The 22,516-nt window shown below is 54.0% G+C and carries 28 protein-coding genes; 18 read left to right on the forward strand and 10 right to left on the reverse strand.

What is annotated here, in order from left to right:
- Positions 1 to 78: 78 nt before the first annotated feature.
- The 3 genes from COHPA_RS0115770 to COHPA_RS0115780 all read right to left on the reverse strand — a co-directional run bounded on the left by COHPA_RS0115770 (position 79) and on the right by COHPA_RS0115780 (position 2,993).
- Positions 79 to 1,179, reverse strand: coding sequence for a sensor histidine kinase (locus COHPA_RS0115770; RefSeq protein WP_027087126.1), 1,101 nt, complete (start codon positions 1,177 to 1,179; stop codon positions 79 to 81).
- Entirely contained in the window at positions 1,172 to 1,861 is a 690-nt protein-coding gene (locus tag COHPA_RS0115775; RefSeq protein WP_027087127.1) for a response regulator transcription factor, read from the reverse strand. The genes COHPA_RS0115770 and COHPA_RS0115775 overlap by 8 nt, the downstream gene beginning before the upstream one ends.
- 112 nt (positions 1,862 to 1,973) lie before the next feature.
- Positions 1,974 to 2,993: an NADH:flavin oxidoreductase/NADH oxidase gene (locus COHPA_RS0115780; protein WP_035121090.1), complete on the reverse strand. Its 1,020-nt coding sequence runs from the start codon at positions 2,991 to 2,993 to the stop codon at positions 1,974 to 1,976.
- Positions 2,994 to 3,184: 191 nt separating this feature from the next.
- Here COHPA_RS0115780 and COHPA_RS0115785 point away from each other — a divergent pair, with 191 nt between their 5' ends.
- Entirely contained in the window at positions 3,185 to 3,895 is a 711-nt protein-coding gene (locus COHPA_RS0115785) for a hypothetical protein (protein ID WP_027087129.1), read from the forward strand.
- 33 nt (positions 3,896 to 3,928) lie between these two features.
- On the opposite strand, the gene COHPA_RS0115790 is transcribed toward COHPA_RS0115785, so the two are convergent.
- The 3 genes from COHPA_RS0115790 to COHPA_RS0115800 form a co-directional block, all read right to left on the reverse strand.
- Entirely contained in the window at positions 3,929 to 4,207 is a 279-nt protein-coding gene (locus COHPA_RS0115790; protein WP_027087130.1) for a hypothetical protein, read from the reverse strand.
- 18 nt (positions 4,208 to 4,225) lie between these two features.
- Positions 4,226 to 5,506, reverse strand: a complete 1,281-nt coding sequence (locus tag COHPA_RS0115795) for an ArsB/NhaD family transporter (RefSeq protein ID WP_027087131.1) — start codon at positions 5,504 to 5,506, stop codon at positions 4,226 to 4,228.
- A gap of 174 nt (positions 5,507 to 5,680) precedes the next feature.
- Positions 5,681 to 5,974: an LSm family protein gene (locus COHPA_RS0115800; RefSeq protein ID WP_027087132.1), complete on the reverse strand. Its 294-nt coding sequence runs from the start codon at positions 5,972 to 5,974 to the stop codon at positions 5,681 to 5,683.
- Positions 5,975 to 6,203: 229 nt separating this feature from the next.
- Between COHPA_RS0115800 and upp the strand changes: the two genes are divergently transcribed.
- On the forward strand, positions 6,204 to 6,833 hold the full coding sequence (gene upp / locus COHPA_RS0115805) for a uracil phosphoribosyltransferase (RefSeq protein ID WP_027087133.1): 630 nt from the start codon (positions 6,204 to 6,206) through the stop codon (positions 6,831 to 6,833).
- A gap of 48 nt (positions 6,834 to 6,881) precedes the next feature.
- Entirely contained in the window at positions 6,882 to 8,003 is a 1,122-nt protein-coding gene (gene wecB / locus COHPA_RS0115810; protein WP_035121092.1) for a non-hydrolyzing UDP-N-acetylglucosamine 2-epimerase, read from the forward strand.
- Here the strand turns inward: wecB and COHPA_RS0115815 are convergent.
- From COHPA_RS0115815 to COHPA_RS0115830, 4 genes are read right to left on the reverse strand one after another with little or no spacing between them, the layout of a single operon-like run.
- Positions 8,000 to 9,088, reverse strand: a complete 1,089-nt coding sequence (locus COHPA_RS0115815; RefSeq protein WP_027087135.1) for a GerAB/ArcD/ProY family transporter — start codon at positions 9,086 to 9,088, stop codon at positions 8,000 to 8,002. The two genes, wecB and COHPA_RS0115815, sit on opposite strands and share 4 nt — an antisense overlap.
- A gap of 18 nt (positions 9,089 to 9,106) precedes the next feature.
- Positions 9,107 to 9,334 carry a hypothetical protein gene (locus COHPA_RS0115820; protein WP_027087136.1) on the reverse strand — a complete coding sequence of 76 codons (228 nt, stop codon included), beginning with the start codon at positions 9,332 to 9,334 and terminating at the stop codon, positions 9,107 to 9,109.
- The gene (locus tag COHPA_RS0115825; protein ID WP_027087137.1) at positions 9,325 to 10,545 is read right to left on the reverse strand and encodes a Ger(x)C family spore germination protein; all 1,221 of its coding nucleotides are present in this window, start codon (positions 10,543 to 10,545) and stop codon (positions 9,325 to 9,327) included. Before COHPA_RS0115825 ends, COHPA_RS0115820 begins: the two co-directional genes overlap by 10 nt.
- A 19-nt stretch (positions 10,546 to 10,564) precedes the next feature.
- On the reverse strand, positions 10,565 to 12,010 hold the full coding sequence (locus COHPA_RS0115830; RefSeq protein WP_027087138.1) for a spore germination protein: 1,446 nt from the start codon (positions 12,008 to 12,010) through the stop codon (positions 10,565 to 10,567).
- 377 nt (positions 12,011 to 12,387) lie between these two features.
- Between COHPA_RS0115830 and COHPA_RS0115835 the strand changes: the two genes are divergently transcribed.
- From COHPA_RS0115835 to COHPA_RS0115905, 15 genes are all read left to right on the forward strand, one after another.
- Positions 12,388 to 12,636 carry an AtpZ/AtpI family protein gene (locus COHPA_RS0115835; RefSeq protein WP_027087139.1) on the forward strand — a complete coding sequence of 83 codons (249 nt, stop codon included), beginning with the start codon at positions 12,388 to 12,390 and terminating at the stop codon, positions 12,634 to 12,636.
- Complete coding sequence (locus COHPA_RS0115840) at positions 12,633 to 13,043, forward strand: ATP synthase subunit I (protein ID WP_027087140.1); 411 nt, start codon at positions 12,633 to 12,635, stop codon at positions 13,041 to 13,043. Before COHPA_RS0115835 ends, COHPA_RS0115840 begins: the two co-directional genes overlap by 4 nt.
- Positions 13,044 to 13,048: 5 nt before the next feature.
- Entirely contained in the window at positions 13,049 to 13,819 is a 771-nt protein-coding gene (gene atpB / locus COHPA_RS0115845) for a F0F1 ATP synthase subunit A (protein WP_027087141.1), read from the forward strand.
- Positions 13,820 to 13,873: 54 nt separating this feature from the next.
- The gene (gene atpE / locus COHPA_RS0115850; RefSeq protein ID WP_027087142.1) at positions 13,874 to 14,098 is read left to right on the forward strand and encodes a F0F1 ATP synthase subunit C; all 225 of its coding nucleotides are present in this window, start codon (positions 13,874 to 13,876) and stop codon (positions 14,096 to 14,098) included.
- Positions 14,099 to 14,201: 103 nt separating this feature from the next.
- On the forward strand, positions 14,202 to 14,687 hold the full coding sequence (gene atpF / locus COHPA_RS0115855) for a F0F1 ATP synthase subunit B (RefSeq protein ID WP_027087143.1): 486 nt from the start codon (positions 14,202 to 14,204) through the stop codon (positions 14,685 to 14,687).
- Complete coding sequence (locus tag COHPA_RS0115860) at positions 14,684 to 15,232, forward strand: F0F1 ATP synthase subunit delta (RefSeq protein ID WP_027087144.1); 549 nt, start codon at positions 14,684 to 14,686, stop codon at positions 15,230 to 15,232. Before atpF ends, COHPA_RS0115860 begins: the two co-directional genes overlap by 4 nt.
- Before the next feature lie 39 nt (positions 15,233 to 15,271).
- On the forward strand, positions 15,272 to 16,786 hold the full coding sequence (gene atpA / locus COHPA_RS0115865) for a F0F1 ATP synthase subunit alpha (protein ID WP_035121096.1): 1,515 nt from the start codon (positions 15,272 to 15,274) through the stop codon (positions 16,784 to 16,786).
- A 134-nt stretch (positions 16,787 to 16,920) separates the two neighbouring features.
- Complete coding sequence (gene atpG / locus COHPA_RS0115870) at positions 16,921 to 17,793, forward strand: ATP synthase F1 subunit gamma (RefSeq protein ID WP_027087146.1); 873 nt, start codon at positions 16,921 to 16,923, stop codon at positions 17,791 to 17,793.
- Between the two features lie 92 nt (positions 17,794 to 17,885).
- Positions 17,886 to 19,295, forward strand: coding sequence for a F0F1 ATP synthase subunit beta (atpD, locus tag COHPA_RS0115875; RefSeq protein ID WP_027087147.1), 1,410 nt, complete (start codon positions 17,886 to 17,888; stop codon positions 19,293 to 19,295).
- Between the two features lie 27 nt (positions 19,296 to 19,322).
- Positions 19,323 to 19,727, forward strand: coding sequence for a F0F1 ATP synthase subunit epsilon (locus tag COHPA_RS0115880; RefSeq protein ID WP_027087148.1), 405 nt, complete (start codon positions 19,323 to 19,325; stop codon positions 19,725 to 19,727).
- A 305-nt stretch (positions 19,728 to 20,032) separates the two neighbouring features.
- Complete coding sequence (locus tag COHPA_RS0115885; protein ID WP_027087149.1) at positions 20,033 to 20,470, forward strand: Dps family protein; 438 nt, start codon at positions 20,033 to 20,035, stop codon at positions 20,468 to 20,470.
- Between the two features lie 157 nt (positions 20,471 to 20,627).
- Entirely contained in the window at positions 20,628 to 21,248 is a 621-nt protein-coding gene (locus COHPA_RS0115890) for a hypothetical protein (protein ID WP_027087150.1), read from the forward strand.
- A complete protein-coding gene (locus COHPA_RS26495; protein ID WP_027087151.1) occupies positions 21,245 to 21,778 on the forward strand; it encodes an accessory gene regulator ArgB-like protein in 534 nt (177 codons plus the stop codon). The genes COHPA_RS0115890 and COHPA_RS26495 overlap by 4 nt, the downstream gene beginning before the upstream one ends.
- The gene (locus tag COHPA_RS25220) at positions 21,775 to 21,897 is read left to right on the forward strand and encodes a cyclic lactone autoinducer peptide (protein ID WP_084760746.1); all 123 of its coding nucleotides are present in this window, start codon (positions 21,775 to 21,777) and stop codon (positions 21,895 to 21,897) included. The genes COHPA_RS26495 and COHPA_RS25220 overlap by 4 nt, the downstream gene beginning before the upstream one ends.
- Before the next feature lie 24 nt (positions 21,898 to 21,921).
- Positions 21,922 to 22,305 (forward strand): LytTR family transcriptional regulator DNA-binding domain-containing protein, encoded by a 384-nt coding sequence (locus COHPA_RS0115905; RefSeq protein ID WP_027087152.1) that lies wholly within the window; start codon positions 21,922 to 21,924, stop codon positions 22,303 to 22,305.
- Positions 22,306 to 22,516: the final 211 nt, after the last annotated feature.

Consider the following 22,516-nt stretch of genomic DNA (forward strand, 5'->3'; position numbering starts at 1 on the left):
ATTCCCTTCCCTAGCTTTGATAACTCAAGGGTAAGAGAATTAATTTAAGAAAGAAGAAGGGTAAAAATAAAGTTTTTATTAAGTTTCAACCCGGAGCGGCAATCGAACTTCGAAGACGGTACGGATCAAGCTGCTTTCGGCGCCGATCGTGCCTGAATGCCGGTTCACGATATTTTTGGCGATGTACAGCCCTAACCCCGTGCCTTCGGTTTGAAGCGTACGCGCCCTATCTCCCGTATAGAACATATCGAACAGATAAGGAAGCTCGGCTTCAGGAATGACTTGTCCGTAATTCGCGACTTGCACGACCGCTTCCGTACCTTCGCATTGACACGAGATATCGACGAAGCGGCCGTCCTTGCCGTAACGAGCGGCATTCGCCAGCAGATTCTCGAAAACGCGCGCGAGAAGATCGCCGTCGCCGTCGATAACAACGTTCGGGGCAGCCGATAATCTAGCTTCCAGGTTGCTGTTCTCGAAGACGGGATAAAGCTCTTCGGCCAGTTGGCTTAGCAGCTCTCCGAGATCGATCGGCTTCTTGTCGATCGGAAGATTGCCGTAGCTCATTCTCGTCACTTCGAACAGCTCGTCGATCAGCTTCTCCAGCCGCCGCGATTTCGTATAAGCGATCGTCGTATAATGCCGGGTTTGTTCCGCCGTCAGTCGTTCGTTGTTCAGAACGAGATCCAAGTACCCGAGCACGGATGTGAGCGGCGTTCGCAGATCGTGCGCCAAATTCAAGACGAGCTGGTCCTTGCTGCTTTCGGCGAAGGTCCCGCGTTCGATCGCGGTTTTCAGCTGTTCGCTCGCTTTGTTGATGTCATCGGCGACGGCCTCGAACTCATCGCCCGATTTCAACTCCACGCGCGTACTCAGATTGCCGGCCGCCAGGCTTCGAATGCCGGCGGATATGCGTTCGAAATAAGAGGCGTACGGTTTGGTCAGCATGAAGAAGATGACGAACGACAGCGGGATAAACACGATCAGGAAGAAATTCAAGTCGCCGATCGTCTGAACGATCCCGCGCCATTCCGCCGCCTTGTCGCCGTACTTGACGTTCCCGCGATAGTAGTGCTGAAGAATTTTGTATAACGAGTAAGTCAAGATTCCGGCCGCTATCATGCTAAGCCCGAATAACCGAACCATTCTCGCCCTGAAGCCGCGCAGCGCTCTATCCATTGAATTTATAACCTACTCCCCATACGGTTTTGATAATCGGATGATGGGTCTCGCCGAGCTTCTTCCTGAGGGTGCGGATATGGACCATGACGGTATTGCCGCCTCCGTAATAGGACTCTCCCCATACTTGCTGAAATATATTTTCCGCGCTGAATACCTTGTTCGGATGGCTGGCAAGCAAATATAAAATATCGAATTCCTTCGGCGTCAGCTCGACGTCATGACCATACAGGAGAACGGAGCGGTTGTCCGGATCTACGACTAATCCGCCGGCTTCTACGACCGAAGCACTTGTGTGCGCGGGCTGTGAAAGCGATAACGATCGGCGAAGCTGGGCGTTAACCCGCGCAACCAATTCCATCGGGTTGAACGGCTTCGTCATATAGTCGTCCGCTCCGATGACAAGTCCGGTTATTTTGTCGAGGTCCGATGTTTTGGCGCTTAGGAAAATAATCGGCATGACATGCTTCTCCCGAATTTGGCGAGTCACCTCATGACCGTCCAGCTTGGGCATCATGATATCCAGAATAGCCAGATCGATCTCCTGCGTCTGAACCGTGCGAATCGCGGCTGCTCCGTCGGCAACTATAACGGTACGATAGCCTTCCTTCTCTAGATGTATCGCGATCAAATCGGCGATTTCCGACTCGTCGTCGGCGATCAGAATCGTTGCGCGTTTCATGATTCAGGCTCCTCAAGTCCATTTGGTTCTCATTATACCTCGGGGCATAAGAAAACTGCACTCCGCATGCTAGACGTCGTCTAACATACGAAGTGCAGCCGTTGTTCAATGCTCAATATCCGCGTTCGTACTGCGGGACGACTTCCGTCTTGCCGTCGAGCTTGCGGAGAGCGTCGACCGCCCAGTACGGATTGCGAAGCATGCCGCGTCCGATCGCCACGAGATCGGCGTTGCCGCTGCCGAGAATGCTCTCGGCGAGCTTCTCGTCGTCGATCAGTCCGACGGTGATGACCGGCACGTCAAGCGCCTTCTTGATCGCGACGGCCAGCGGAACGTGGTAGCCGGGGATATTGCCCGGCTTGCGTCCGGCCGATACGCCGTCTCCGCCGCTCGAAACGTCGAACATGTCCACGCCGGCGTCGCGGTACTTGCGGCACAGATCGATCGCATAGTCGATATCGTAGCCGCCCTCGGCATATTCGATTGCGGACACGCGCATGATCAGCGGCATGTCTGCCGGCATGACGGCTTTCACCGCTTTGATGACCTCGACTCCGAATTTGGATAGGTCTTGTCCGAATTCATCGGTGCGCTTGTTCGAGTTCGGCGATTGGAACTGGTGGATCAAGTAGCCGTGCGCGCCATGCAGCTCGATCGTGTCGACGCCTGCGGCGACCGCCCGGCGAGTCGCATCGGCGAATTTGCCGACGAGCTGCCACGCTTCTTCGGTCGACAGCGCGCGGGGTGTCTTATAGGTGTCGTCGAACGGAACGTCGCCCGGCCCGACAGGCGGATTGGCGTCCTGCGCCTTGCGTCCGGCGTGCGCGACTTGGATGGCGACCTTCGCTCCGTACTTATGCAGTTGATCGATGATGCGGCGGAACGCCGGGATGTGATCGTCCGACCATAGGCCAAGATCGCGGTTCGTGATCCTGCCGTCCGGCTCGACGTCCGTCATCTCGATGATGATCAGCCCGGCGCCGCCGATCGCCCGCGAAGTATAGTGCACGTAATGCCATTCGTTCGGAATGCCGTCCTCGGCATCTACGGAATATTGGCACATCGGGCTCATGACGACCCGGTTGCGCAGCGTTAATCCTTTTAACGAGTAAGGTTTGCCCAAATAACTCATCGCGCGGAACATCCTCCCTGAATTCGAACTGATCTGTGTGATTTCTTGCACAGTACTATAATATCATGATCGGCTCGATTGTGCTCGATCAACTTCCGACATCGAGATTCGGCCGACACGGAATAATATGCCCAAACGATGTGAAGAAATGGGAATAATACTCGCCGATTGAGGCAAGGAGGGCGCGCAAGTTGAATCGATCTCGCATTATCGCCGTGTTGGTCGTTAGTATTGGCATAATCGCAGCGCTTGCAACGGACATCGTTCCTTCCGCGGCAGCGACCGATCGTCCATGGAAAGCGGAAGCCGCTCTGAAGCGTTTGAGCGCCGTCTCGGGAGGTACGATGACGCTCGAGTGGAGTCCCGAGACGGGCACGCCATCCCGTATCGAAGGGAAGCTGTCGAGCAAGACGAAACATTCCCCGGCATGGATCGCCATCGGTTTTATGAACAAATATAGAGCTTTGTACGGGATCCGCGACGTACAGAGGGAGCTGCGTATCGAAGGCGTCGAGCGGCATGCGGACGGGCACAACGTCTATTTGAGGCATATGCTGTTCCGGACCCCGGTGCGGGAAGACCGTTTAACCGTCGCATTGGATAAGGACGGGGTCGTTCGCGAAGTCGCGGGCACGTTCTATCCCGGTCTGGAAACGAAGCTTAACCGGATCGGGATGCATTCGGCTTACTCGGAACGCGATGCGATTCGCGTCGCGCTAAGACACGCGAGCGGCGAGCTCGCGAACGAACCGGCGGCGGAACGTTATTACTTGGCGTCGAGGAAAGGCACTCCGCTCGTGTATATCGTCACGCTTCCGCTACGCGATCCGGATCGCACGCAGATTTGCGTCGTCCATTCGATGACAGGCCGCATCATCGATCAACAAACGACGGCTCGCTAATCGCGATGTAACGCGACCGGCGAGCCGTCGGCTTTAAGACCATTCCACTTTAGTCAACAACCGATGCTTCATCAGTTCGAGTATAAAGTCCGTATAGTAATCGTGGCGCACGATAGCTCGAATGCGGAAGTTCTCGTACGGATAGAAGAGAACGTCCGTGTACACCTCGTCGCTCTCGAACCGCTTCTGTACTTCCTTCATTCGCTTCCAATGATCCTCCGAGCTCAAGCGGAGCTCGAACTCGACGTCGTTACCGTTTGGCGTCTCCGTCAGATCCATAACCGCGTTCTCGTAAGCGTAAGCCAGCTTCATCGGTTTACTCCCTCCTTATTACATTAAGTATCGCACATACACATAGACGTGGGCGATAACGACGGAAAGCAGCATGAGCGGGAACCCGTATTTGAGATACTGTACGAATCTGATCGGATGGCCTTCCTTCCCGGACATGCCGGCTACGATCAGGTTCGCGCTCGCTCCGATCAGCGAGCCGTTGCCGCCCAAGCACGCGCCTAACGCCAAGCTCCACCATAATGGCTCCAAGTCGCTGACTCCCATATTGCCCATTTCCTGAATCATCGGAATCATGGTGGCGACGAATGGGATATTGTCCAAGAACGCGGAGGCGATCGCGCTTAACCATAAGATCAAGAGCGACGTAGCTACGACGTCCCCGTCCGTTAATTCGATCGCTTTAGCGGCGAGCTCCGCGATGACGCCGGTCTCGATCAAGCCCGAGACGAGAACGAACAGACCGACGAAGAAGAAGATCGTCGTCCACTCGACCTTGGTGAAGGCTTCCTCCATCTTATGTTCGCCCGTCAGCAACAGGAGCAGGAAGGCGCCTGCGAGCGCGACCGTCGCCGATTCCAGGTGCAGCGCTTGGTGGAGGAAGAAGCCGAGTATCGTCAACCCGAGCACCGCTAAGCTTTTGACTAGCAGCCCGCGATCTTGAATAAGCGCCTTCTCGTCCATTTCCATGATCCGTTTCGTCGCTTCGGGAGTCGTAACGATCTGCTTGCGGAAAAGGAGGACGAAAATCGGAAGCGTCGCCGCCATGATGATGGCTGCGACAGGGGCCAGATTGTTGATAAAGGCCATAAACGTCAATTCCTCGACCGCGCTGCCGATCATGATGTTGGGCGGATCTCCGATTAAAGTCGCCGTGCCGCCTACGTTCGAAGCGATGATCTGAGAGATAAGGAACGGAATCGGCGGTACGCCGAGCTGGCGGGTAATGCTGAACGTGACGGGCACCATCAGCAGTACGGTCGTCACGTTATCGAGGAACGCGGAGCCGACGGCGGTGATGAGCGACAGCGTGACCAGGATGCTGACCGGTTTGCCCTTCGATTTCTTGGCCGCCCAGACGGCGATGTACTTGAATAACCCGGTATCGGCGGTAATGCTGACGATGATCATCATGCCGATGAGCAGGCCGAGCGTATTGAAGTCGATATGGTGCAACGCCTCGGTCTGGTCGACGATGCCGAACGCGACCATAAGCACGCCGCCGATCATCGCCACGATCGTTCGATGAACTTTCTCCGAAATAATGAGTGCGTAAATGATGAGGAAAATGGCGATTGCCCAAACGGCTTGCTGTTCCATGCTGATAAGGCTCCCTTCCGGTGGAAAATAATTGCTTACTATTGTGGCTTCATTACGGCGTTCTATTCCAAGGCCCGCACACCTCCGAAAAAACGCAAAAAGAGCCCGCTGATGGCAGGCTCCTCCGGTAACGCCGATATGAATTTCTAATATATTGTACTACACCGGAACTTCTTAGAGCAACAGAATGATGACCAACAGTTCGAACAGCACGAGCGTCGTGATCGCCGCAGGCCCCCAGAAGCGAGAGTCCGTCGCCGCCGTCGTCGAGAGATGCAAGTATGTGTGATCGTGACCGACGACGACGCCTTCGTACGTATGTCCGTCGATCGTCTGCACCCTGACTTTGCGGTGCATGCATTGGCCGCAGATTCCCGAGAGCTTCTGGCGGGTTTTCTTTACATGGTCGAGCCACTGGGCATCCGCTTGATAAAGCTGGCCTTGGCTGCGAACCGATCCGGCTGACATGGGCAGTCCTCCTTGATGAATCGAGTCTTCGTCGGGTTTCGACCTTGCTCGCCCTCGGAATATTTGCTACATGCTATGCTGGAGTCTTGAATAGGTGACTGCCCGAAATCAGGTGTCGTGCACCCGTTCGGAGTCAATGGTATAATGTACGGGCAAGCTACATAGCGTGACGGCCGACGGTAATATCGAAGGAAATCCGTCGGGTCGTGAAGAGAGAGGGAGGGAAATCATGGGGAAACTCGTGATTTGCGATCATCCGTTAATTCAACATAAACTTACGTTCATTCGGGACAAAAATACGAATACGAAGCAATTCCGCGAGCTTGTCGACGAAGTCGCCATGATGATGGCGTTCGAGATAACGCGCGACGTGCCTCTGTCCACGGTTAAAGTGCAGACGCCGGTGGCGGAAGCCGAAGGCAAAGTCATTGCCGGCCGAATGATGGGGCTTATCCCGATATTGCGCGCGGGACTCGGCATGGTGGACGGCGTCCTCAAGATCATTCCGGCGGCCAAAGTCGGCCATATCGGCTTGTATCGGGATCACGAGACGCTGCAGCCGGTCGAGTATTATTGCAGTCTGCCGACGGACGTCGCCGAACGCGAGTTGATCGTCATCGATCCGATGCTGGCGACGGGCGGGTCCGCGAACGCCGCGATCGACATGCTGAAGAAGAAGGGCTGCCGCCCTACCAAGCTGATGTGCTTGATCGCGGCGCCGGAAGGCGTTAAGGCGGTGCAAGAGAAGCACCCTGACGTCGATATTTATTTGGCCGCGCTCGACGAGAAGCTTAACGAGCACGGATATATCATTCCGGGATTGGGAGACGCGGGAGACCGCCTGTACGGAACGAAATAGAGGGTCCACGAGGAGAGAGAATCGGACGTGAGCAATAAGATCAAAGTGATGTCGGTATTCGGCACCCGGCCGGAAGCCGTCAAGATGGCGCCGCTCGTGCTCGAGCTGCGGAAGCATCCGCAGCAGATCGAATCGATCGTCTGCGTGACGGCGCAGCACCGCCAGCTTCTAGACCAGGTGCTTGATTTCTTCAAAATCGAGCCGGATTACGACTTGAACGTCATGCAACAACGCCAGACGCTTACCGGTACGACGGTGCGCGTCCTGGAAGGACTTGAGCCCATTCTGCAGGAATCCCGACCGGATATCGTGCTGGTGCACGGCGATACGCAGACTTGCTTCCTAGCCAGCTACGCCGCGTTCCTGCAACAGATTCAAGTCGGACACGTCGAAGCGGGATTGCGCACTTGGAACAAGCTGAATCCGTATCCCGAGGAGATGAACCGCCAATTGGCCGGCGTTCTGTCCGACGTGCATTTCGCTCCGACGGAATGGTCGGCGAACAACCTTCGCAAGGAGAACAAACCCGAGGACCGCATCTACGTCACGGGCAATACGGCGACGGACGTGTTCGAATATACCGTCGATCGCGGATTCGCGCACCCGGTGCTCGATTGGGCGAAGGGCAAGCGGATGATTCTTATGACCGCGCATCGTCGCGAGTCGATAGGGGAGCCGCACCTGAACATTTTCCGGGCGGTCAAACGCATCGCCGACGAGTTCGAAGACGTAGCGTTCGTCTATGCGGTGCATCCGAATCCGGCCGTTCGGGAGCCGGCCAACGAGGTTCTCGGCGACCATCCGCGCATCAAGCTGATCGAGCCGCTCGACGTGTTCGAATTCCATAACTTCTATCCGCACACGTTCATGATCATGACCGATTCCGGCGGGTTGCAAGAGGAGGCGCCTTCCTTCGGCGTCCCGACTCTCGTGTTGCGCGACACGACCGAGCGGCCGGAAGGCATCGAAGCGAGGACGCTCGAGCTCGTCGGCACGAACGAGGAAGATGTCTATAGCCGCGCCAAGACGCTGTTAACCGACGCCAAGCTGTACGAGCAAATGAGCAAAGCCGCCAATCCTTACGGAGACGGACAAGCTTCCAAGAGAATCGTGCAGGCGATCCTTCATCATTTCGGACAAGGTCAACGTCCAGAACCGTTCCGGCTCTAAGCCGGGCGGTTTTTTATTTTGCCGATGAGGAGCAGCACGGCGGGAACCAGCAGGCCGAATAACCCGGAATAGCCGAGAGGCAGGTCGTGGATTCCGTTAAGATGCGCAGTAACGTTCGGCGCTGCGTATTTCGATAAGGTGATGCCGATTAACGCGAGCGGAATCAGTAAGCGTTGTTTGCTCGCGATGGAGAAGGCGTACGCCAATCCTTCTACCGTAACGAAGAACATGATCGACAACCGATAATAAATCATAATGTACCAAACGAACGTAAAAATTTCCTCGAAGCGTTCATAGAAATCTCCGATGCTGATCGTCCGCGTAACGAAGTAGGACGGATAAACCAAATGTGAGCTCAGCCTCGGTCCTAGAACCAATATCGTGATTGTCGTCGTGACGAAGAAGACGGCACCGCTGATCCACGCGCTATGCAGGAGGATATGGCCGAACTTCTTTCGATCCTTAAGATAAGGCAAGACAAATAAGAACATCGACATTTCCCAATATGGGTAGCCGATCAAGGGCAAGGACGCCTTGACGGTGGGGGCGAAACCGTTGTCCAAGACGGGGCGCAGATTTTTCCATTCGATCTGAGGAGTTAACGAGACGGCAATGACGACGACAAAGCCGATCAAGATCGGGAACGTTAATTCGGACGTTCTTCCGATCGTCTTGATCCCGTTATAGCAGCCTGCGACGATGACGATCGTGTACATGAGGATCGTCGCCGAAGTCGGCGTTCGCGGCAAGACGAGGGTATGGATGAATTGGGTTAGATCGAACAATCCGAATGTGTAGATAAAGAAAGGAAACAACAGCACGAACGCGGCGGCAACCCCTTTTCCCACCAAGGAGCCGAACAACCCGGTCAAGTAATCGCCGAAACTTTGCTCCTCCATTTGCTTGCCGAGCGCCATATAAAGCGGGATCGTCAAGGCGTGGACGATAAGAGCGACGAGGACCGAAATCCAAGCGTCCTGCCCGGCGTCGGAGGCCAATAACCCGGTTAAAGACAACATGGCGCTTCCGAGATAGAACATGCTGAATACGAATATAGCTTGCCTGGACGTCAACGCCTGCGTCATCTTCTAACCTCCTTACGCCTACCCGAGCCAGGATGAGACGGTTTCGATAACCGGTTTGAACGCCGGAAGGATGAAGCTTGCCGGTGCGGGAATCGGCGCGTGACGGGCGGACAGCCATGCCAAGACGAGACCGATCGCATAGAGGAGCGACGGAAACGCGATCGGTTCGTTGCGGTATCTCTTTCGCCATTGGACGGATTCGAAGACGAAGAACGCGATTCCTACCGCGAAGATCATCATCTCCATTCCGTTCGCCCTCCTTTATCCGGATTGGACTTGACCGAATTCTTGTTCTTGCCCATCCGCTCTATGCGATAGCGGATATCGAACTCGATAGGCAGCTCGCGGAATCGGGTCTCCCAATCCTTATGCCACGTGCGCCATTGTTTGGGGTATTTACGATAGAAGGCTTCCCCGAACCCGTAGATATCCGCGCCGTATTGCTGCTGAACGTGGCGGATACCGTCGCTCATGACGTCCTTCACTTTCTCGCGCATCAGACTCTCTAATTTCGCGATAGAAGCCTCCTTGGTCAAGTCGATATCGCAGTTCACTTCAGCTAGGTTGGATTCCACCTGCATGGCGAGTTTCATGGCAGGCTCGCCGTTCCGGACGAGCGGCTTCAGCGAGGTATGCACGCGGTTAAGCTCGATAGCGAATCGTTCGCTCGAGTTCGGGCATTCTGTCGAAGCGATCGTTGATTTGACGAGGTTATGAATATAGGCGTACGATTTGCTGTCGGATTCGTTCATCCACCCGACCAGCTTATCGTTCTTGATTACGCCAAGGCCGGTGTATCGGTATTCCGCGGGCGACTTGGGCTGTTTCACGTTGCCGGCGGTTTGGCCTTTACGGAAATCTCCGATGACCGTGATCCCGGTAAGCACGGGCTGCCGGCTGTCGGACAGAAGAATCTGTTGCATTTCCAACGCTCTGACGGCGGTAGTCGGCGCCCATACCGCTTCGGATATAGCCAGCGACTTGACGAAGTCCATGGCAGGAATCTGCTCGAACGGAGTCACTAAGCTCAGGATTTCCTTTGCGGTGTAGCCGCGGGTGATGGCAATGTAATAGTCGGGGCGAATGCCGGGGAGGCGGAAGCCGACCTCCAGCGCCTCGGTAATGCCGCGACGCGCTATGCTTTCGCCTAGCAGGTAGAGGCGAATATGCCCGGTATAGTTGAGCCTCGATCGTTTGATCGTCATTTTGCGCGCGGCTTCTATGAGGGTTGGGCCTCTCTCGGAATAGAGGATCGCGGCCGAGCGAATACCTTTCGGGTTTTTCGAGGTTTGCGACGGATCGATCGTCTGGACGCTAACCTCGTACATGCCGTCTACGTAATCGACTCCAGCGGCGAGAATGATCGCCAGGTTGTTCAACTCGTTGCGATCCCAACACCCGGACAGAACGAGCGCCAGCAGGATCGGGACGGCGAGAACTCGCATCAAGGCTTTCACGTCGACGACTCCTTTCGAGCTACGTTTTTCGTTTCTTCCGGACGAACCAGAAGGGCAACCGGAAGAGTGCGTCTTTGTTGTGCTGCGGATCGAATGGCGCCTCCGGGCTCATATAGGGAACGCCGAACGAATCTAGTCGACATAATCCGATTGCCGTGAGCATGAGCGAGACGAACAGGCCGACGAAACCGAACGCCGCGGCTAGGGTCATGTAGACAAACCGAAGGATCCGTGCGGAGATCGCCAGCGAATACGACGGGATGACGAAGCTCGATATCGCCGTGATGGAGACGACGATGACCATGATCGGGGAGACGATGCCGGCTTGCACGGCGGCGTCGCCAATCACGATCGTGCCGACGATCGATACGGCTTGTCCGATCGTCCGAGGCATGCGGATGCCGGCTTCCCGCAGGATCTCGAACGTAATCTCCATGAACAGAGCTTCGACGAAAGCCGGGAAAGGGACGCCCTCGCGCTGGGAGGCCAAGCTTAGCAGCAGTTGAGTCGGAAACAGATCCTGATGGAACGTCGTGATCGAAATATAGAACGCCGGGGCGAGCGTGGCGATGAACAGCGCGAGAAATCGCAGCAGCCGGACAAGATTGCTGTAGAGCGGAGGCTGGTAGTAATCCTCGGCAGACTGGATGAAATCAAGGAAGAGAGCGGGCACGATTAGCGCGAAAGGGCTGCCGTCCACGCAAAGGGCGATCCTTCCTTCGACGAGAGCCGCGGCGACGGAATCCGGTCGATCGGTGCTGTACGTCGTGGGGAACAGCGTCCATTTGCTCTCGCGAAAAAATTCTTCGATATACTCCCCTTCGTATATGCCCTTCAAAGATACGTTCTCAAGGCGCTTCAGGACTTCCTGGACGATTTCCCGAGCAGCTATATCTTCGATATAAAGGACGTTGACGTCGGTGTTCGTTACGGTTCCGAGCTTGCGGCCGACGATCCGCACCCGCGGGTCCTTGACTCTCTTGCGGATAAGAGAGGTGTTCGTCCGAAGCGTCTCCGTGAATGATTCTTGCGGGCCTTTGACGACCGGCTGCGTCGTGGAATCCGAGACCGCCCGTTCTTTCCACCCCATCGAAGCGATGGCGACTCCGGCTTCCATGCCCTCCGCCAACAGCAGTACATGCCCGGAGAGCACCATGGGTATGCCGTCCTCCGGCCGGTCCATAACCTGTACGTCGCCCGCGTTCAGTACGGCCTCCTGCAGCGTCCTGATGAGGTCGGGCTTGTATTCATAGACAGGAGTTGCCGGCTCGTACCGATGCAGGGCGCCGATGATCGCTTCCTGCACGGTGTTCGTATCGACCATGCCGTCGAGATAGACGATCGCGGCGCGGATCGGGGAGGGCTTTGCCCATTCCAGGCGAATCGTGCGGACAACGAGGTCTTCGCTCCTGCCCAGCGTTTCGCGAATCATGGCCAACGTGCGGCCGAGGCTGAGAGGCTTCATGGAAGCACCATCCTTTCCGCCCTTACTTTGCCCCACTTCCCCCAATAACATCCCTTTTATGCCAATAGGTAGAATACTGTCGCGGGCAGCTCGAGGCTTCCGATTCCCACTTCTTGGATTGTCCTGTCGAAGGAATGCCATCTATTGCTGGCCCAGACGGCAGGGGGCGTACAGCATACAGTTAAACTGTATGGTTGCGGCACCCCGCAAACGTTGATTTTACGGCATTTTCGGGGATTTCGTTCACATAAAGTTTGATTTTCGGCGAATTGACAAACGTTAATGCGCAAGGCTACAATATAACGTGAACATGGGGAGAAAAGGCTTACTTTTTTAGCTTTCGCATCTCCAATCGCAGCCTTAAGGAGCGACAATCCATGTCAAATTTCCAGGACCGCCCACCAAAGCCGCCGGACGATAATCCGTGGCGGGCATTAGGACTTGTCAGCGCCATCGGAGTCGATCTCGGCGTCATGTTATGGTTGGGGTTTTGGGTTGGCAGTAATTACGATCAGCACCAAGGTACCGAGTACGGTTACCTTGTCGGATTGCTTGTTGGATTAGCTGTTGGCGTCGTTACGGTTGCTGGGCTAATTCGCAAGTATACGGGGGCAGGACGTAAATGATGGATGAGTTACCGAAGCTGCTACAAGGCGTCACGCGTTTCACGCTCTTTTTTTTGTCATTAGGTTGCGTCGCTTGGGCTGTATGGCCCAATGAGAAGGCTGTTTTCGGCGGATTCATGGTCGGCGCGATCGCAAGTGTATTTGGATCGTGGCATCTCGCATGGAAAACGATAAGGCTTGGAGACGTCATACTCTCTGGACGGAAGCCCCGAGCGGGCTTCGGATTTATCTTTCGCACTTCCCTTGCGCTGCTTGCCGTGATCGTATCGGATCGTTATTTGGAGTTTAGTCCAGCGGCTACCGTCGTCGGTTTATTTACCGCGCCGTTGGCAACACTCCTACTGAGTTTATTGGCTAACCGTCGCGTTCGGGGCGGTAACTCCGGATACGAAAGGGGTGAGAAGTAACAGAGATGGATCATATTGCACCCGTAATTAATCTTGGCGGATTCAGGCTGGATCTATCGGCCTTGTTCATGATCGCGATCACCAGCGTCGCTGTGTTCGTGCTGGCCCGTCTTGCAGTTCGCAATTTGTCCGTGGATAATCCGGGCAAGCTCCAGAACTTCCTGGAGTGGGTCGTTGAATTCGTGCAGAGCATTATCGGCCAAGCTACCGATTATAAGAAAGGCAAGATCTACCTAAGCCTCTGCATGGCGCTGATCATGTACATTTTCGTAGGCAACCTGCTTGGCTTGCCTCTCGGTATCATTACGGAGCCTGCACATGGGGAGCACTACGGTCATTTCTTAGGGTTCGACCTTCCTGGTGCCAAGGAGGCTGGAGACCACGTCGCGTACACCTGGTGGAAATCACCGACGGCTGACGCATCTATGACAATGGCTCTCGCCATCATGGTCATCGTAATTGCGCATTTCCAAGGCATCCGCAAGAACGGCAAGCATTACTGGAAGCACTGGGTCACGCCATCCGTCGTATTCACCCCGATCCACTTGGTCGAGCTGATGGCTAAACCTCTTACGCTTGGGCTTCGTTTATTCGGTAATATCTACGCGGGCGAGGTCATGATCGGCGTCATTCTGGGTCTGGGCTGGGTTGGTATTCCGGCATTGGCTGTATGGCAAGGCTTCAGTGTGTTCGTCGGCGCGATCCAGGCGTTCGTATTCACGATGCTAACCATGGTGTATATTAGCCAGGAGAGCATCCATTCCGAAGAGCACTAGCGCAAAATCAACATATCTACACTAACTTTCAACTATTTTGAGGAGGATTTTCTAATGGAATACGGTCTTTTGGCAGCTGCAATTGTTTTCGGTCTGGGCGCGTTCGGCGCGAGTATTGGTAACGGTATGATCTTCAGCAAGACGATCGAAGGTATCTCGCGTCAACCTGAGCAACGCAGCGCGCTGCAAACGACGGCGTTCATCGGCGTTGGTCTGGTAGAAGCATTGCCGATCATCTCCCTCGTTCTTGCGTTCCTGCTGATGGGCCAAGCCGAGTAATTCGCATAACTGGGATAGGGCGGGGAGTGCCAATGCCTCCGCGCCCTCCTTTTGAGTCAACGAATGATAGCGACATAGGGTCGTGCGAAAGGAGTGAAGATCGGTGAATTTCCTGTGGGAAAATTTCGTCATTCAGCTAATTGCGTTCCTCATTCTCTTCTTGCTGCTTCAGAGGTACGCGTTCAAGCCGCTGTTCGGCATTATGGAGAAGCGCCGCCAGATGGTGCAAGAGCAAATGGAAACCGCTCAAAAGAACCGGTCTGAAGCGGATCAGTATATCGAGGAACAGAAGCAAGCGCTGCAACAAGCGCGCAAAGAAGCTTACGATATTATCGAACTCGCGAAATCGACGGGCTCCAAGCAAGCGGACGATATCGTAGTCGCCGCCCGCAACGAAGCGGATCGTCTTAAGAACGAAGCGGTACGCGAAATCGAGTCCGAGAAGAACAAAGCGGTCGCTTCGCTTAAAGCGGAAGTCAGTGGACTCTCCGTACAGATCGCGTCCAAGATCATCGAGAAGCAAGTCGACGAGAAGGCCAATTCGGAAATCGTTAACAAATATCTCGAAGACGTAGGAACGAAGTCATGAGCCGCGGCACGGTTGTAGCGAAACGCTACGCAAAAGCGCTGTTCCAGCTCGCGCAAGAGCAAGGACTCGTCGCCGAAGTGGAGAACAAGCTGAGTCTCGTCGTCGCAACGCTTGAGAACGACGCGAAGATCCGCGCGTTCCTCAGCGCGCCTAACATCGCGCTGTCCGCCAAAGTCGCAGCGCTCAAAAGCGGCTTTGACGACAAAGCATCCTCGTTCGTCCTGAATACGATCAGCCTGCTGATCGAACGCGGACGCGAAGGAGAGATCGCTTCCGTATTGGAAGCTTACCTGCAAGTCTCGGGCGCGGCGCTCGGCCGCGCCGACGCGCACGTGACCTCGTCGACACCGCTGACGGAGGACGAGAAGAACAAACTGGCGGACAAATTCGGCAAGCTGCTCGGCAAAACCGTGCGCGTGACGAGTGCCGTCAACCCTGATTTGCTCGGCGGCGTGACCGTTCGCATCGGCGATACGCTCTACGACGGCAGCCTGAAGGGCAAGCTAGATCGATTGGACAAAGCGCTGCGGAACGCGGCGATCTAACATTATATTCAGTAAGCAATGGAGACAGGGGTGAACGAGTTGAGTATTAGGCCCGAAGAGATCAGCACGCTGATCAAGAAGCAGATCGAACAGTACGAATCCGATATTCAAGTCGTTGACGTAGGCACCGTCATCCAGATCGGTGACGGTATCGCTCGCGTACACGGCTTAGAGAAATGTATGGCCGGCGAATTGCTCGAGTTCGAAGGCGGAGTCGTCGGCATGGCGCTCAACCTGGAAGAAGACAACGTCGGCGTCGTTATCATGGGTCCTTACAAAGGCATCCGCGAAGGCGACCAAGTCAAAAGAACGGGACGCATCATGGAAGTTCCGGTCGGCGATGCTCTGCTCGGCCGCGTCGTGAACGCGCTCGGCCAACCGGTAGACGGCAACGGTCCGATCGCTACGACGGCTTTCCGTCCCGTAGAATCTCCCGCACCGGGCGTAATGGCGCGTAAATCCGTACATGAGCCGATGCAAACCGGCATTAAAGCGATCGACGCGATGATTCCAATCGGCCGCGGTCAACGCGAGCTCATCATCGGCGACCGCCAAACGGGTAAAACGCAAATCGCGATCGATACGATCGTTAACCAAAAAGGCAACGGCGTTATTTGTATCTATGTAGCCATCGGACAGAAGCAATCGACCGTTCGCGGCGTTGTCGAATCTCTCCGCAAACAAGGCGCGTTGGACTACACGATCGTCGTTACGGCTTCCGCTTCCGAACCATCTCCGCTCTTGTTCTTGGCTCCGTACACGGGCTGCTCAATGGGCGAATACTTCATGTATAATGGCAAGCACGTTCTGATCGTATACGACGACTTGTCCAAGCAAGCCGCGGCATACCGCGAGCTGTCCCTCTTGCTCCGTCGTCCTCCGGGCCGCGAAGCTTATCCAGGGGACGTATTCTATCTGCACTCCCGTTTGCTCGAGCGCGCTGCCAAGCTGAACGACGAGCTGGGCGGCGGTTCCTTGACCGCGCTTCCGTTCATCGAGACGCAAGCAGGCGACGTATCGGCATACATTCCGACGAACGTAATCTCGATTACGGACGGCCAGATCTTCTTGGAATCCGACCTGTTCTACTCCGGCCAACGTCCGGCGGTTAACGTCGGTATCTCCGTATCCCGCGTAGGCTCGTCCGCGCAGATCAAAGCAATGAAGAAGGTAGCGGGCACGCTCAAGACCGACCTTGCCCAATACCGCGAGCTTGCTGCGTTCGCAGCGTTCGGCTCCGACCTCGACAAAGTGACGAAGTCGCGTCTCGACCGCGGTATCCGCACGCTCGAAATTCTGAAGCAAGGCGTTAACCAACCGCTTGCGGTTGAGCGCCAGGTCGTATCCCTGTTTATCGTAACCCGTGGCCACACGGACGATATTCCGGTCGGAGACGTTCGCCGCTTCGAAGCCGAGTTCTTGTCCTACGTGGATGCGAACCGTCCTGAAATCTTCGCTTCCATTCGCGATACGAAAGACTTGACGGGCGACACCGAAAAATCGCTTGTCGAAGCGATCGCCGCGTTCAAAAAAGGCTTCGCCGTTAAAGCGTAAGCTTGACGTAAACGTCATCTCGTCCTCGAAGGACGATGATTGCCGTGTACGCTCGGATAGACGCATTACCGCTTGAATAAGCGAGCACCCGTGTCCGGCACGCCGCCGGGCACGGCAACAAGGTGGTGAATCGAATGGCTAAAGGTATGCGCGATATTAAACGCCAGATCAAGACCACGCAAAGCACGAAGCAGATCACGAAAGCGATGGAGATGGTTGCCGCTGCTAAGCTGAGACGCGCGCAGAACGCTGCGCTCGCATCGAAGCCTTACGCGGACAAACTCAAGGAAGTCGTGGACAGCATCGCGTCTAGCGGCGGTTCCGTGAAGCATCCGATGCTCGTTAAGCGTCCGATCAAACGGACGGCTTACATCGTGATCACTTCCGACCGCGGTCTTGCCGGCGGTTTGAACTCGAACTTGCTTCGCAAGCTGACGAACACGATCGGCGAGAAGCATGCGTCGAAAGACGAATACGCGATTTTCGTTATCGGACGCAAAGGCCAAGCGTACTTGTCCCGCAGAAACTATCCTCTGGCGGAAGTCATTACGGGCTTGTCGGATTCTCCGACGTTCCACGATATCAAGCCGGTCGCATCCGCTGCGGTCGAAGGTTTCGAGAACGGCCAGTATGACGAAGTCTACGTGGTGTATAACCTGTTCGTTAACGCATTATCGCAAATTCCGACGGTTAAGCAGTTGCTTCCGCTCGATCCTTCCCAGCTCGACGGCGGGTCGAACGGCGCGAAAGCGGACTACGAATACGAGCCGTCCGCGGAAGAAGTACTGAACGTTCTTCTGCCGAAGTACGCGGAGACGCTCGTGTACAGCGCGATGCTGAACAACAAAGCGAGCGAGTTCGGTTCCCGTATGACCGCGATGGGCAACGCAACGAAGAACGCGACGAAGATGATCGCTTCGTATACGCTAAGCTACAACCGAGCACGCCAAGCGGCGATCACGCAGGAAATCGCGGAAATCGTCGGCGGCGCGAACGCACAGTCTTAATAGGATTGATTTAATGGAATCCCCGGAAAGAAAACGGAATAAGCCTCGGAGGCTCACGTCACTTTTGGGGGAAGAATAAGGGAGGGACACCAATGAGCAAGGGACGCATTGTCCAGGTACTGGGTCCGGTTGTCGACATCGAGTTCGACCACGGCCACCTGCCGGACATTCTGAATGCGATTAAAATCGAAGGCCAAGCAGGCGATGTCACAATCAGCCTGACGGCCGAAGTCGCTCAACACTTGGGCGACAATCTCGTACGCGCAGTCGCGATGTCCTCGACGGACGGACTTGTCCGCGGCATGGACGCGGTAGACACGGGCGCTCCTATCACGATTGCTGTTGGACCGGTAACGCTCGGTCGCGTATTTAACGTACTGGGCGATCCGATCGATGGAGAAGCTGCTCCCGATCGCAGCATGGTCAGCCCGATTCACCGCGCGGCTCCGACGTTCGAAGAACTTTCGACCCAGACCGAAATGCTCGAGACCGGCATCAAGGTCGTAGACCTTCTCGCTCCGTACACGAAGGGCGGTAAGATCGGTCTGTTCGGCGGTGCCGGCGTAGGCAAAACCGTTCTTATGCAAGAGCTGATCCACAACATCGCGTCCGAGCACGGCGGTATTTCCGTATTCGCCGGCGTAGGCGAACGTACTCGCGAAGGTAACGACCTTTACCACGAAATGAGCGAGTCCGGCGTTATCGCGAAGCTCGCGATGGTATTCGGCCAGATGAACGAACCTCCGGGAGCGCGTATGCGCGTTGCTCTGACGGGCTTGACGATGGCTGAGTACTTCCGCGACCAAGAGGGCAAAGACGTTCTCTTGTTCGTCGACAACATCTTCCGCTTCACCCAAGCGGGCTCCGAAGTATCCGCATTGCTTGGCCGTATGCCATCCGCGGTAGGTTACCAACCTACGCTCGCGACGGAGATGGGCCAGCTGCAAGAGCGGATCACGTCGACGAAGAAAGGTTCCATCACGTCCATCCAAGCGATCTACGTACCTGCCGACGACTACACCGACCCGGCACCGGCTACGGCGTTCGCCCACTTGGACGCGACGACGAACTTGGAGCGTAACATCGCTGCAATGGGTATCTTCCCGGCAGTAGACCCGCTCGCATCTTCTTCCCGTATTCTGGCTCCTGAGATCGTTGGCGAAGAGCACTACAACGTCGCTCAAGGCGTTAAGAAGCTGCTTCAACGTTACAAAGAGCTGCTCGATATCATTGCGATCCTCGGTATGGACGAACTGTCCGAGGAAGACAAAGTGGTCGTTCACCGCGCGCGCCGCGTGCAATTGTTCCTCTCCCAGCCGCTTCACGTGGCCGAGGCGTTCAACGGCATCCCTGGCGTATACGCGCCGATCAAAGAAACGATCCGCAGCTTCAAGGAGATCCTCGAAGGCAAGCACGACGATCTTCCTGAACCGGCTTTCCACAACGTCGGCATCATCGAAGAAGCCGTCGAGAAGGCGAAGAAACTCGCTGCCGCGGTTTAATCCGCCGCCGGTTAGGAGGGAATCGACATGAGTACCTTACGATTGGAAGTCGTCACGCCCGAGAAGAAAGTATTCGAGCAAGACGTGAATATGGTCGTCGCCAGGGGCGTCGAGGGCGAGCTCGGCATTATGCCGAACCACGTACCTCTCGTTACGCCTTTGAAGATCGCTCCAGTTAAAGCGAAAGTCGGAAACAGCGAGACGTTCATCGCTGTCCATGGAGGATTCATGGAAGTCCGCAAGGACAAAGTGGTCATCCTCGCGGAAGCGGCCGAGCTCGGAGCGGACATCGACTTGTCTCGCGCGCGTCTGGCCAAAGAACGCGCAGAGCGCCGACTTGCCCAGAAGCAATCGGACATCAACGCGAGACGCGCGGAGCTTGCGCTTCATCGCGCGTTGAACCGTATTAACGCCGCAGGCGAAAAAGAATAAGCAGTACCGCGAGTCGCCCTTCACTGGATTCATTCCGGTGGAGGGCGATTTTTGTAGTTGCCGAGTCGTAGACCCCGACGAAATTTCATACAAAGCTCTTATATGTCTGGATTAATCCACAGGATTGTGGACAAACGGACATGAAATGAGGATAAGTCAGGGGAATACGGGGATAACGGCTGTAGTCTGGGGATAAAACCGGAATAAACTGTGGATAACTAGCGTTCGTTATGTGTTTTGATTGGAAATAGCTTCTCTGGGGTACAGTAAGCAGGAGACTGACTGTAAGCAATGGAGGAGAGGCTATGAACAATAACTTGCATCATGCCATGAACGAGCAGCTATCCAACTGGGCCGTGCTTTACGTGAAGCTGCATCATTTTCACTGGTACGTGAAAGGACCGCATTTCCCGACTTTGCATGAGAAGTTCGAAGAACTGTACGATCTGGCGGCTGAGAAGCTGGATGAGCTTGCCGAACGCATATTGACCATCGGCGGTAAACCGTTGTCAACGATGAAGGAGTACTTGGAACACGCTACGCTGAAGGAAGCCGATCAAGGCGGAAACGAAGCGAATATGCTTCAGTTGGCGGTGCAAGATTTGCAAGCGCTCGTCGCAGGCTTACAGACGACGGCGAAGCTAGCGGAGGAAGCAGGGGACGACGCAACGACGGATTTATTCGTCGGCCAGATCGGCGAATTGCAGAAACAGATCTGGCTGCTCAGCGCGACGCTTGGATGAAGGAGAGCCTGCATGCCTATGTGTTAGATATGGGTCTGCAGGCTTCTTTAGATATTTTTTGCCTTATTTGACTGTTTAGGCAGGTAAATATAGTATCAGGATAGAAAAGGAAGTGTAGAATGATGTCGAGTCGCAGACAATCGAGGAGTTACGGACAATGCAGAATTTCATCGGATATATGTTCTTCTCGTTTATTGAAGGCTTTGCCGTTTTCGCTTTAATGTTCTATTTGTTCCGAATTGATTTGGCAAAATACCTAACACCTATCACTCTCTTGAATATTTTTATTAATTGTGTAAGCTTTTTTGTTCGAGAAGAGTCGTCACTTTCGACTCTGTCTCCTATAGTTAATTTATTAATATGTATTCTGTTCATAACGCTCTTTGCGGGTACTCCGATTATATGGTCTATCATCATAGCATTAACGGGATTCATGGCTTTTGGATTGATTCAATTATCAATAGTGTTTTTCTCTGCATTAACGGTGGATCAAGTGCAGGATGCGACATGGAAAATTTATATGGTTCAATGTGTTTCTGGTGTAGTTGGGACTGCTATAGCTTTTGTAATCTATAGGCTTGGTTATGGGTTTAGCTTTGAGTTTGAAAAACTTCGTTTCAGATGGGAACGCATTCTTATTATTAGTTTGGTTATTGTGTTTTTTGTTGTCATAGTTGTGACATTGGCAATAAGGTCATTATTTGGTCTGCTATTAGTCGTTGCAATAGGATTTGCACTTCTTTTACTATACTCACGTTGGAAGGATGTCGATAGATGATCAGAATCTTATCTAGAGGTATCGCTAAAAAAATTAAAACTGTTGTTCCCCATCATCCGGTATCGGAACAAGTGCTGGCTTATTCTATCTCTTTCTTGTTGAACACGATATTCGTAATTTTGTTTTCTATGCTAGTATCGCTATTCACGGGCAGATATATAGAGACAGCTATTGCGCTGTTCTCATACGCCATAATTAGACAAGCATCTGGCGGATTCCATTTCGAATCGGGATGGCTGTGTATAGTTGCCTCGACAGCTGCGATCACCGCAATATCCTTTTCAAATTTTGGAGATTCTATTTTAATCATTTTAACTTTTCTCAGTTTGTTGATTGCTTTAGTATTCTCTCCATCGAGAATCGAGAAGCAGACTAGAATTCCAAAGAGGTATTACCCATTGCTGAAAGTATTATCAATGGTAATCATTTCGACAAGCTTCTTGTTTGGGTCGTCAGTAGTTACAACTTCATTTTTCGTTCAGAGCTTAACCTTGATCCGTTATGGTAAGGAGGTGAGGACGAACCTATGAAGAAAAGGCTCGTTTATAACATTGCTTCAATTTTAGGTGCGTTAGCTGTAATAGTTGTTAGTACAGCCTGTTGGACATTTTGGCACCAAGACGAAACTCCTGAAGAGCTTTTGAAATAACGAATTCATGGAGGCAAGTCCCATATGATTCTTCAATTAGCTGTTACACGTGACGAGGAAGGCAAAGACGGATTCATCAATGTTCCAGCGGGGAAGCTTTTATTTCTCGAATACGATATGTCGAAGAAATGGGTTCTCGCCCACACGATGGAGGATTGTTATTACGTCGCAGGGACGCTGACCTATCTAGTGACGGCATTGAAGGCCAATGGATATGAGTTCGAAAAGGTCGACCGCAACATCGTCGTTCACATTCCGAAGATCAAGCGACTCGATCGATTGAACACCTTCGCTTACTTTGAGTACGAAATACATAAGTCATCCAAGAGAATAACGCTTTCTAGAAAGTATTTCGACAAGCTGTTGTCGCGAGAGTACGTTCAGGATCCGAATATGGTAATCATCTAGGCTGCCCGCGAGGGCAGTCTTTTCTTTCTGATAGCTGTAGCGTCGAGTTAGTTTGATTTGTGCTTGCAATGTTCTCGCAGACTGATTAGGTTTGAGTAGGGCTGAGCGAAGGGGATACCGATAAAAGGGTGCGATAGATAACAACAAATCGGTAGTTATTTGTGAGCCGTTCGCCTCCCAAGGGTGGAATAACAACCAAACGATAGTTAAT

Origin of the sequence: Cohnella panacarvi Gsoil 349, from assembly GCF_000515335.1 — a bacterium.
Taxonomy (GTDB): domain Bacteria; phylum Bacillota; class Bacilli; order Paenibacillales; family Paenibacillaceae; genus Cohnella; species Cohnella panacarvi.

Bases quoted from the DNA above. Each gene is read 5' to 3' on its own strand.
- COHPA_RS0115770 (WP_027087126.1), bottom strand. From the start codon at position 1,179: ATGGATAGAGCGCTGCGCGGCTTCAGGGCGAGAATGGTTCGGTTATTC.
- COHPA_RS0115835 (WP_027087139.1), top strand. From the start codon at position 12,388: ATGTCAAATTTCCAGGACCGCCCACCAAAGCCGCCGGACGATAATCCG.
- COHPA_RS0115790 (WP_027087130.1), bottom strand. From the start codon at position 4,207: ATGAAGCTGGCTTACGCTTACGAGAACGCGGTTATGGATCTGACGGAG.
- COHPA_RS0115840 (WP_027087140.1), top strand. From the start codon at position 12,633: ATGATGGATGAGTTACCGAAGCTGCTACAAGGCGTCACGCGTTTCACG.
- COHPA_RS26495 (WP_027087151.1), top strand. From the start codon at position 21,245: ATGATCAGAATCTTATCTAGAGGTATCGCTAAAAAAATTAAAACTGTT.
- COHPA_RS0115775 (WP_027087127.1), bottom strand. From the start codon at position 1,861: ATGAAACGCGCAACGATTCTGATCGCCGACGACGAGTCGGAAATCGCC.
- COHPA_RS0115890 (WP_027087150.1), top strand. From the start codon at position 20,628: ATGCAGAATTTCATCGGATATATGTTCTTCTCGTTTATTGAAGGCTTT.
- COHPA_RS0115830 (WP_027087138.1), bottom strand. From the start codon at position 12,010: ATGAAGCCTCTCAGCCTCGGCCGCACGTTGGCCATGATTCGCGAAACG.
- COHPA_RS0115820 (WP_027087136.1), bottom strand. From the start codon at position 9,334: ATGGAGATGATGATCTTCGCGGTAGGAATCGCGTTCTTCGTCTTCGAA.
- COHPA_RS0115815 (WP_027087135.1), bottom strand. From the start codon at position 9,088: ATGACGCAGGCGTTGACGTCCAGGCAAGCTATATTCGTATTCAGCATG.
- atpB (WP_027087141.1), top strand. From the start codon at position 13,049: ATGGATCATATTGCACCCGTAATTAATCTTGGCGGATTCAGGCTGGAT.
- COHPA_RS0115880 (WP_027087148.1), top strand. From the start codon at position 19,323: ATGAGTACCTTACGATTGGAAGTCGTCACGCCCGAGAAGAAAGTATTC.
- atpG (WP_027087146.1), top strand. From the start codon at position 16,921: ATGGCTAAAGGTATGCGCGATATTAAACGCCAGATCAAGACCACGCAA.
- COHPA_RS25220 (WP_084760746.1), top strand. From the start codon at position 21,775: ATGAAGAAAAGGCTCGTTTATAACATTGCTTCAATTTTAGGTGCGTTA.
- wecB (WP_035121092.1), top strand. From the start codon at position 6,882: ATGTCGGTATTCGGCACCCGGCCGGAAGCCGTCAAGATGGCGCCGCTC.
- COHPA_RS0115800 (WP_027087132.1), bottom strand. From the start codon at position 5,974: ATGTCAGCCGGATCGGTTCGCAGCCAAGGCCAGCTTTATCAAGCGGAT.
- COHPA_RS0115905 (WP_027087152.1), top strand. From the start codon at position 21,922: ATGATTCTTCAATTAGCTGTTACACGTGACGAGGAAGGCAAAGACGGA.
- COHPA_RS0115780 (WP_035121090.1), bottom strand. From the start codon at position 2,993: ATGAGTTATTTGGGCAAACCTTACTCGTTAAAAGGATTAACGCTGCGC.
- COHPA_RS0115795 (WP_027087131.1), bottom strand. From the start codon at position 5,506: ATGGAACAGCAAGCCGTTTGGGCAATCGCCATTTTCCTCATCATTTAC.
- upp (WP_027087133.1), top strand. From the start codon at position 6,204: ATGGGGAAACTCGTGATTTGCGATCATCCGTTAATTCAACATAAACTT.
- COHPA_RS0115885 (WP_027087149.1), top strand. From the start codon at position 20,033: ATGAACAATAACTTGCATCATGCCATGAACGAGCAGCTATCCAACTGG.
- atpE (WP_027087142.1), top strand. From the start codon at position 13,874: ATGGAATACGGTCTTTTGGCAGCTGCAATTGTTTTCGGTCTGGGCGCG.
- atpD (WP_027087147.1), top strand. From the start codon at position 17,886: ATGAGCAAGGGACGCATTGTCCAGGTACTGGGTCCGGTTGTCGACATC.
- COHPA_RS0115860 (WP_027087144.1), top strand. From the start codon at position 14,684: ATGAGCCGCGGCACGGTTGTAGCGAAACGCTACGCAAAAGCGCTGTTC.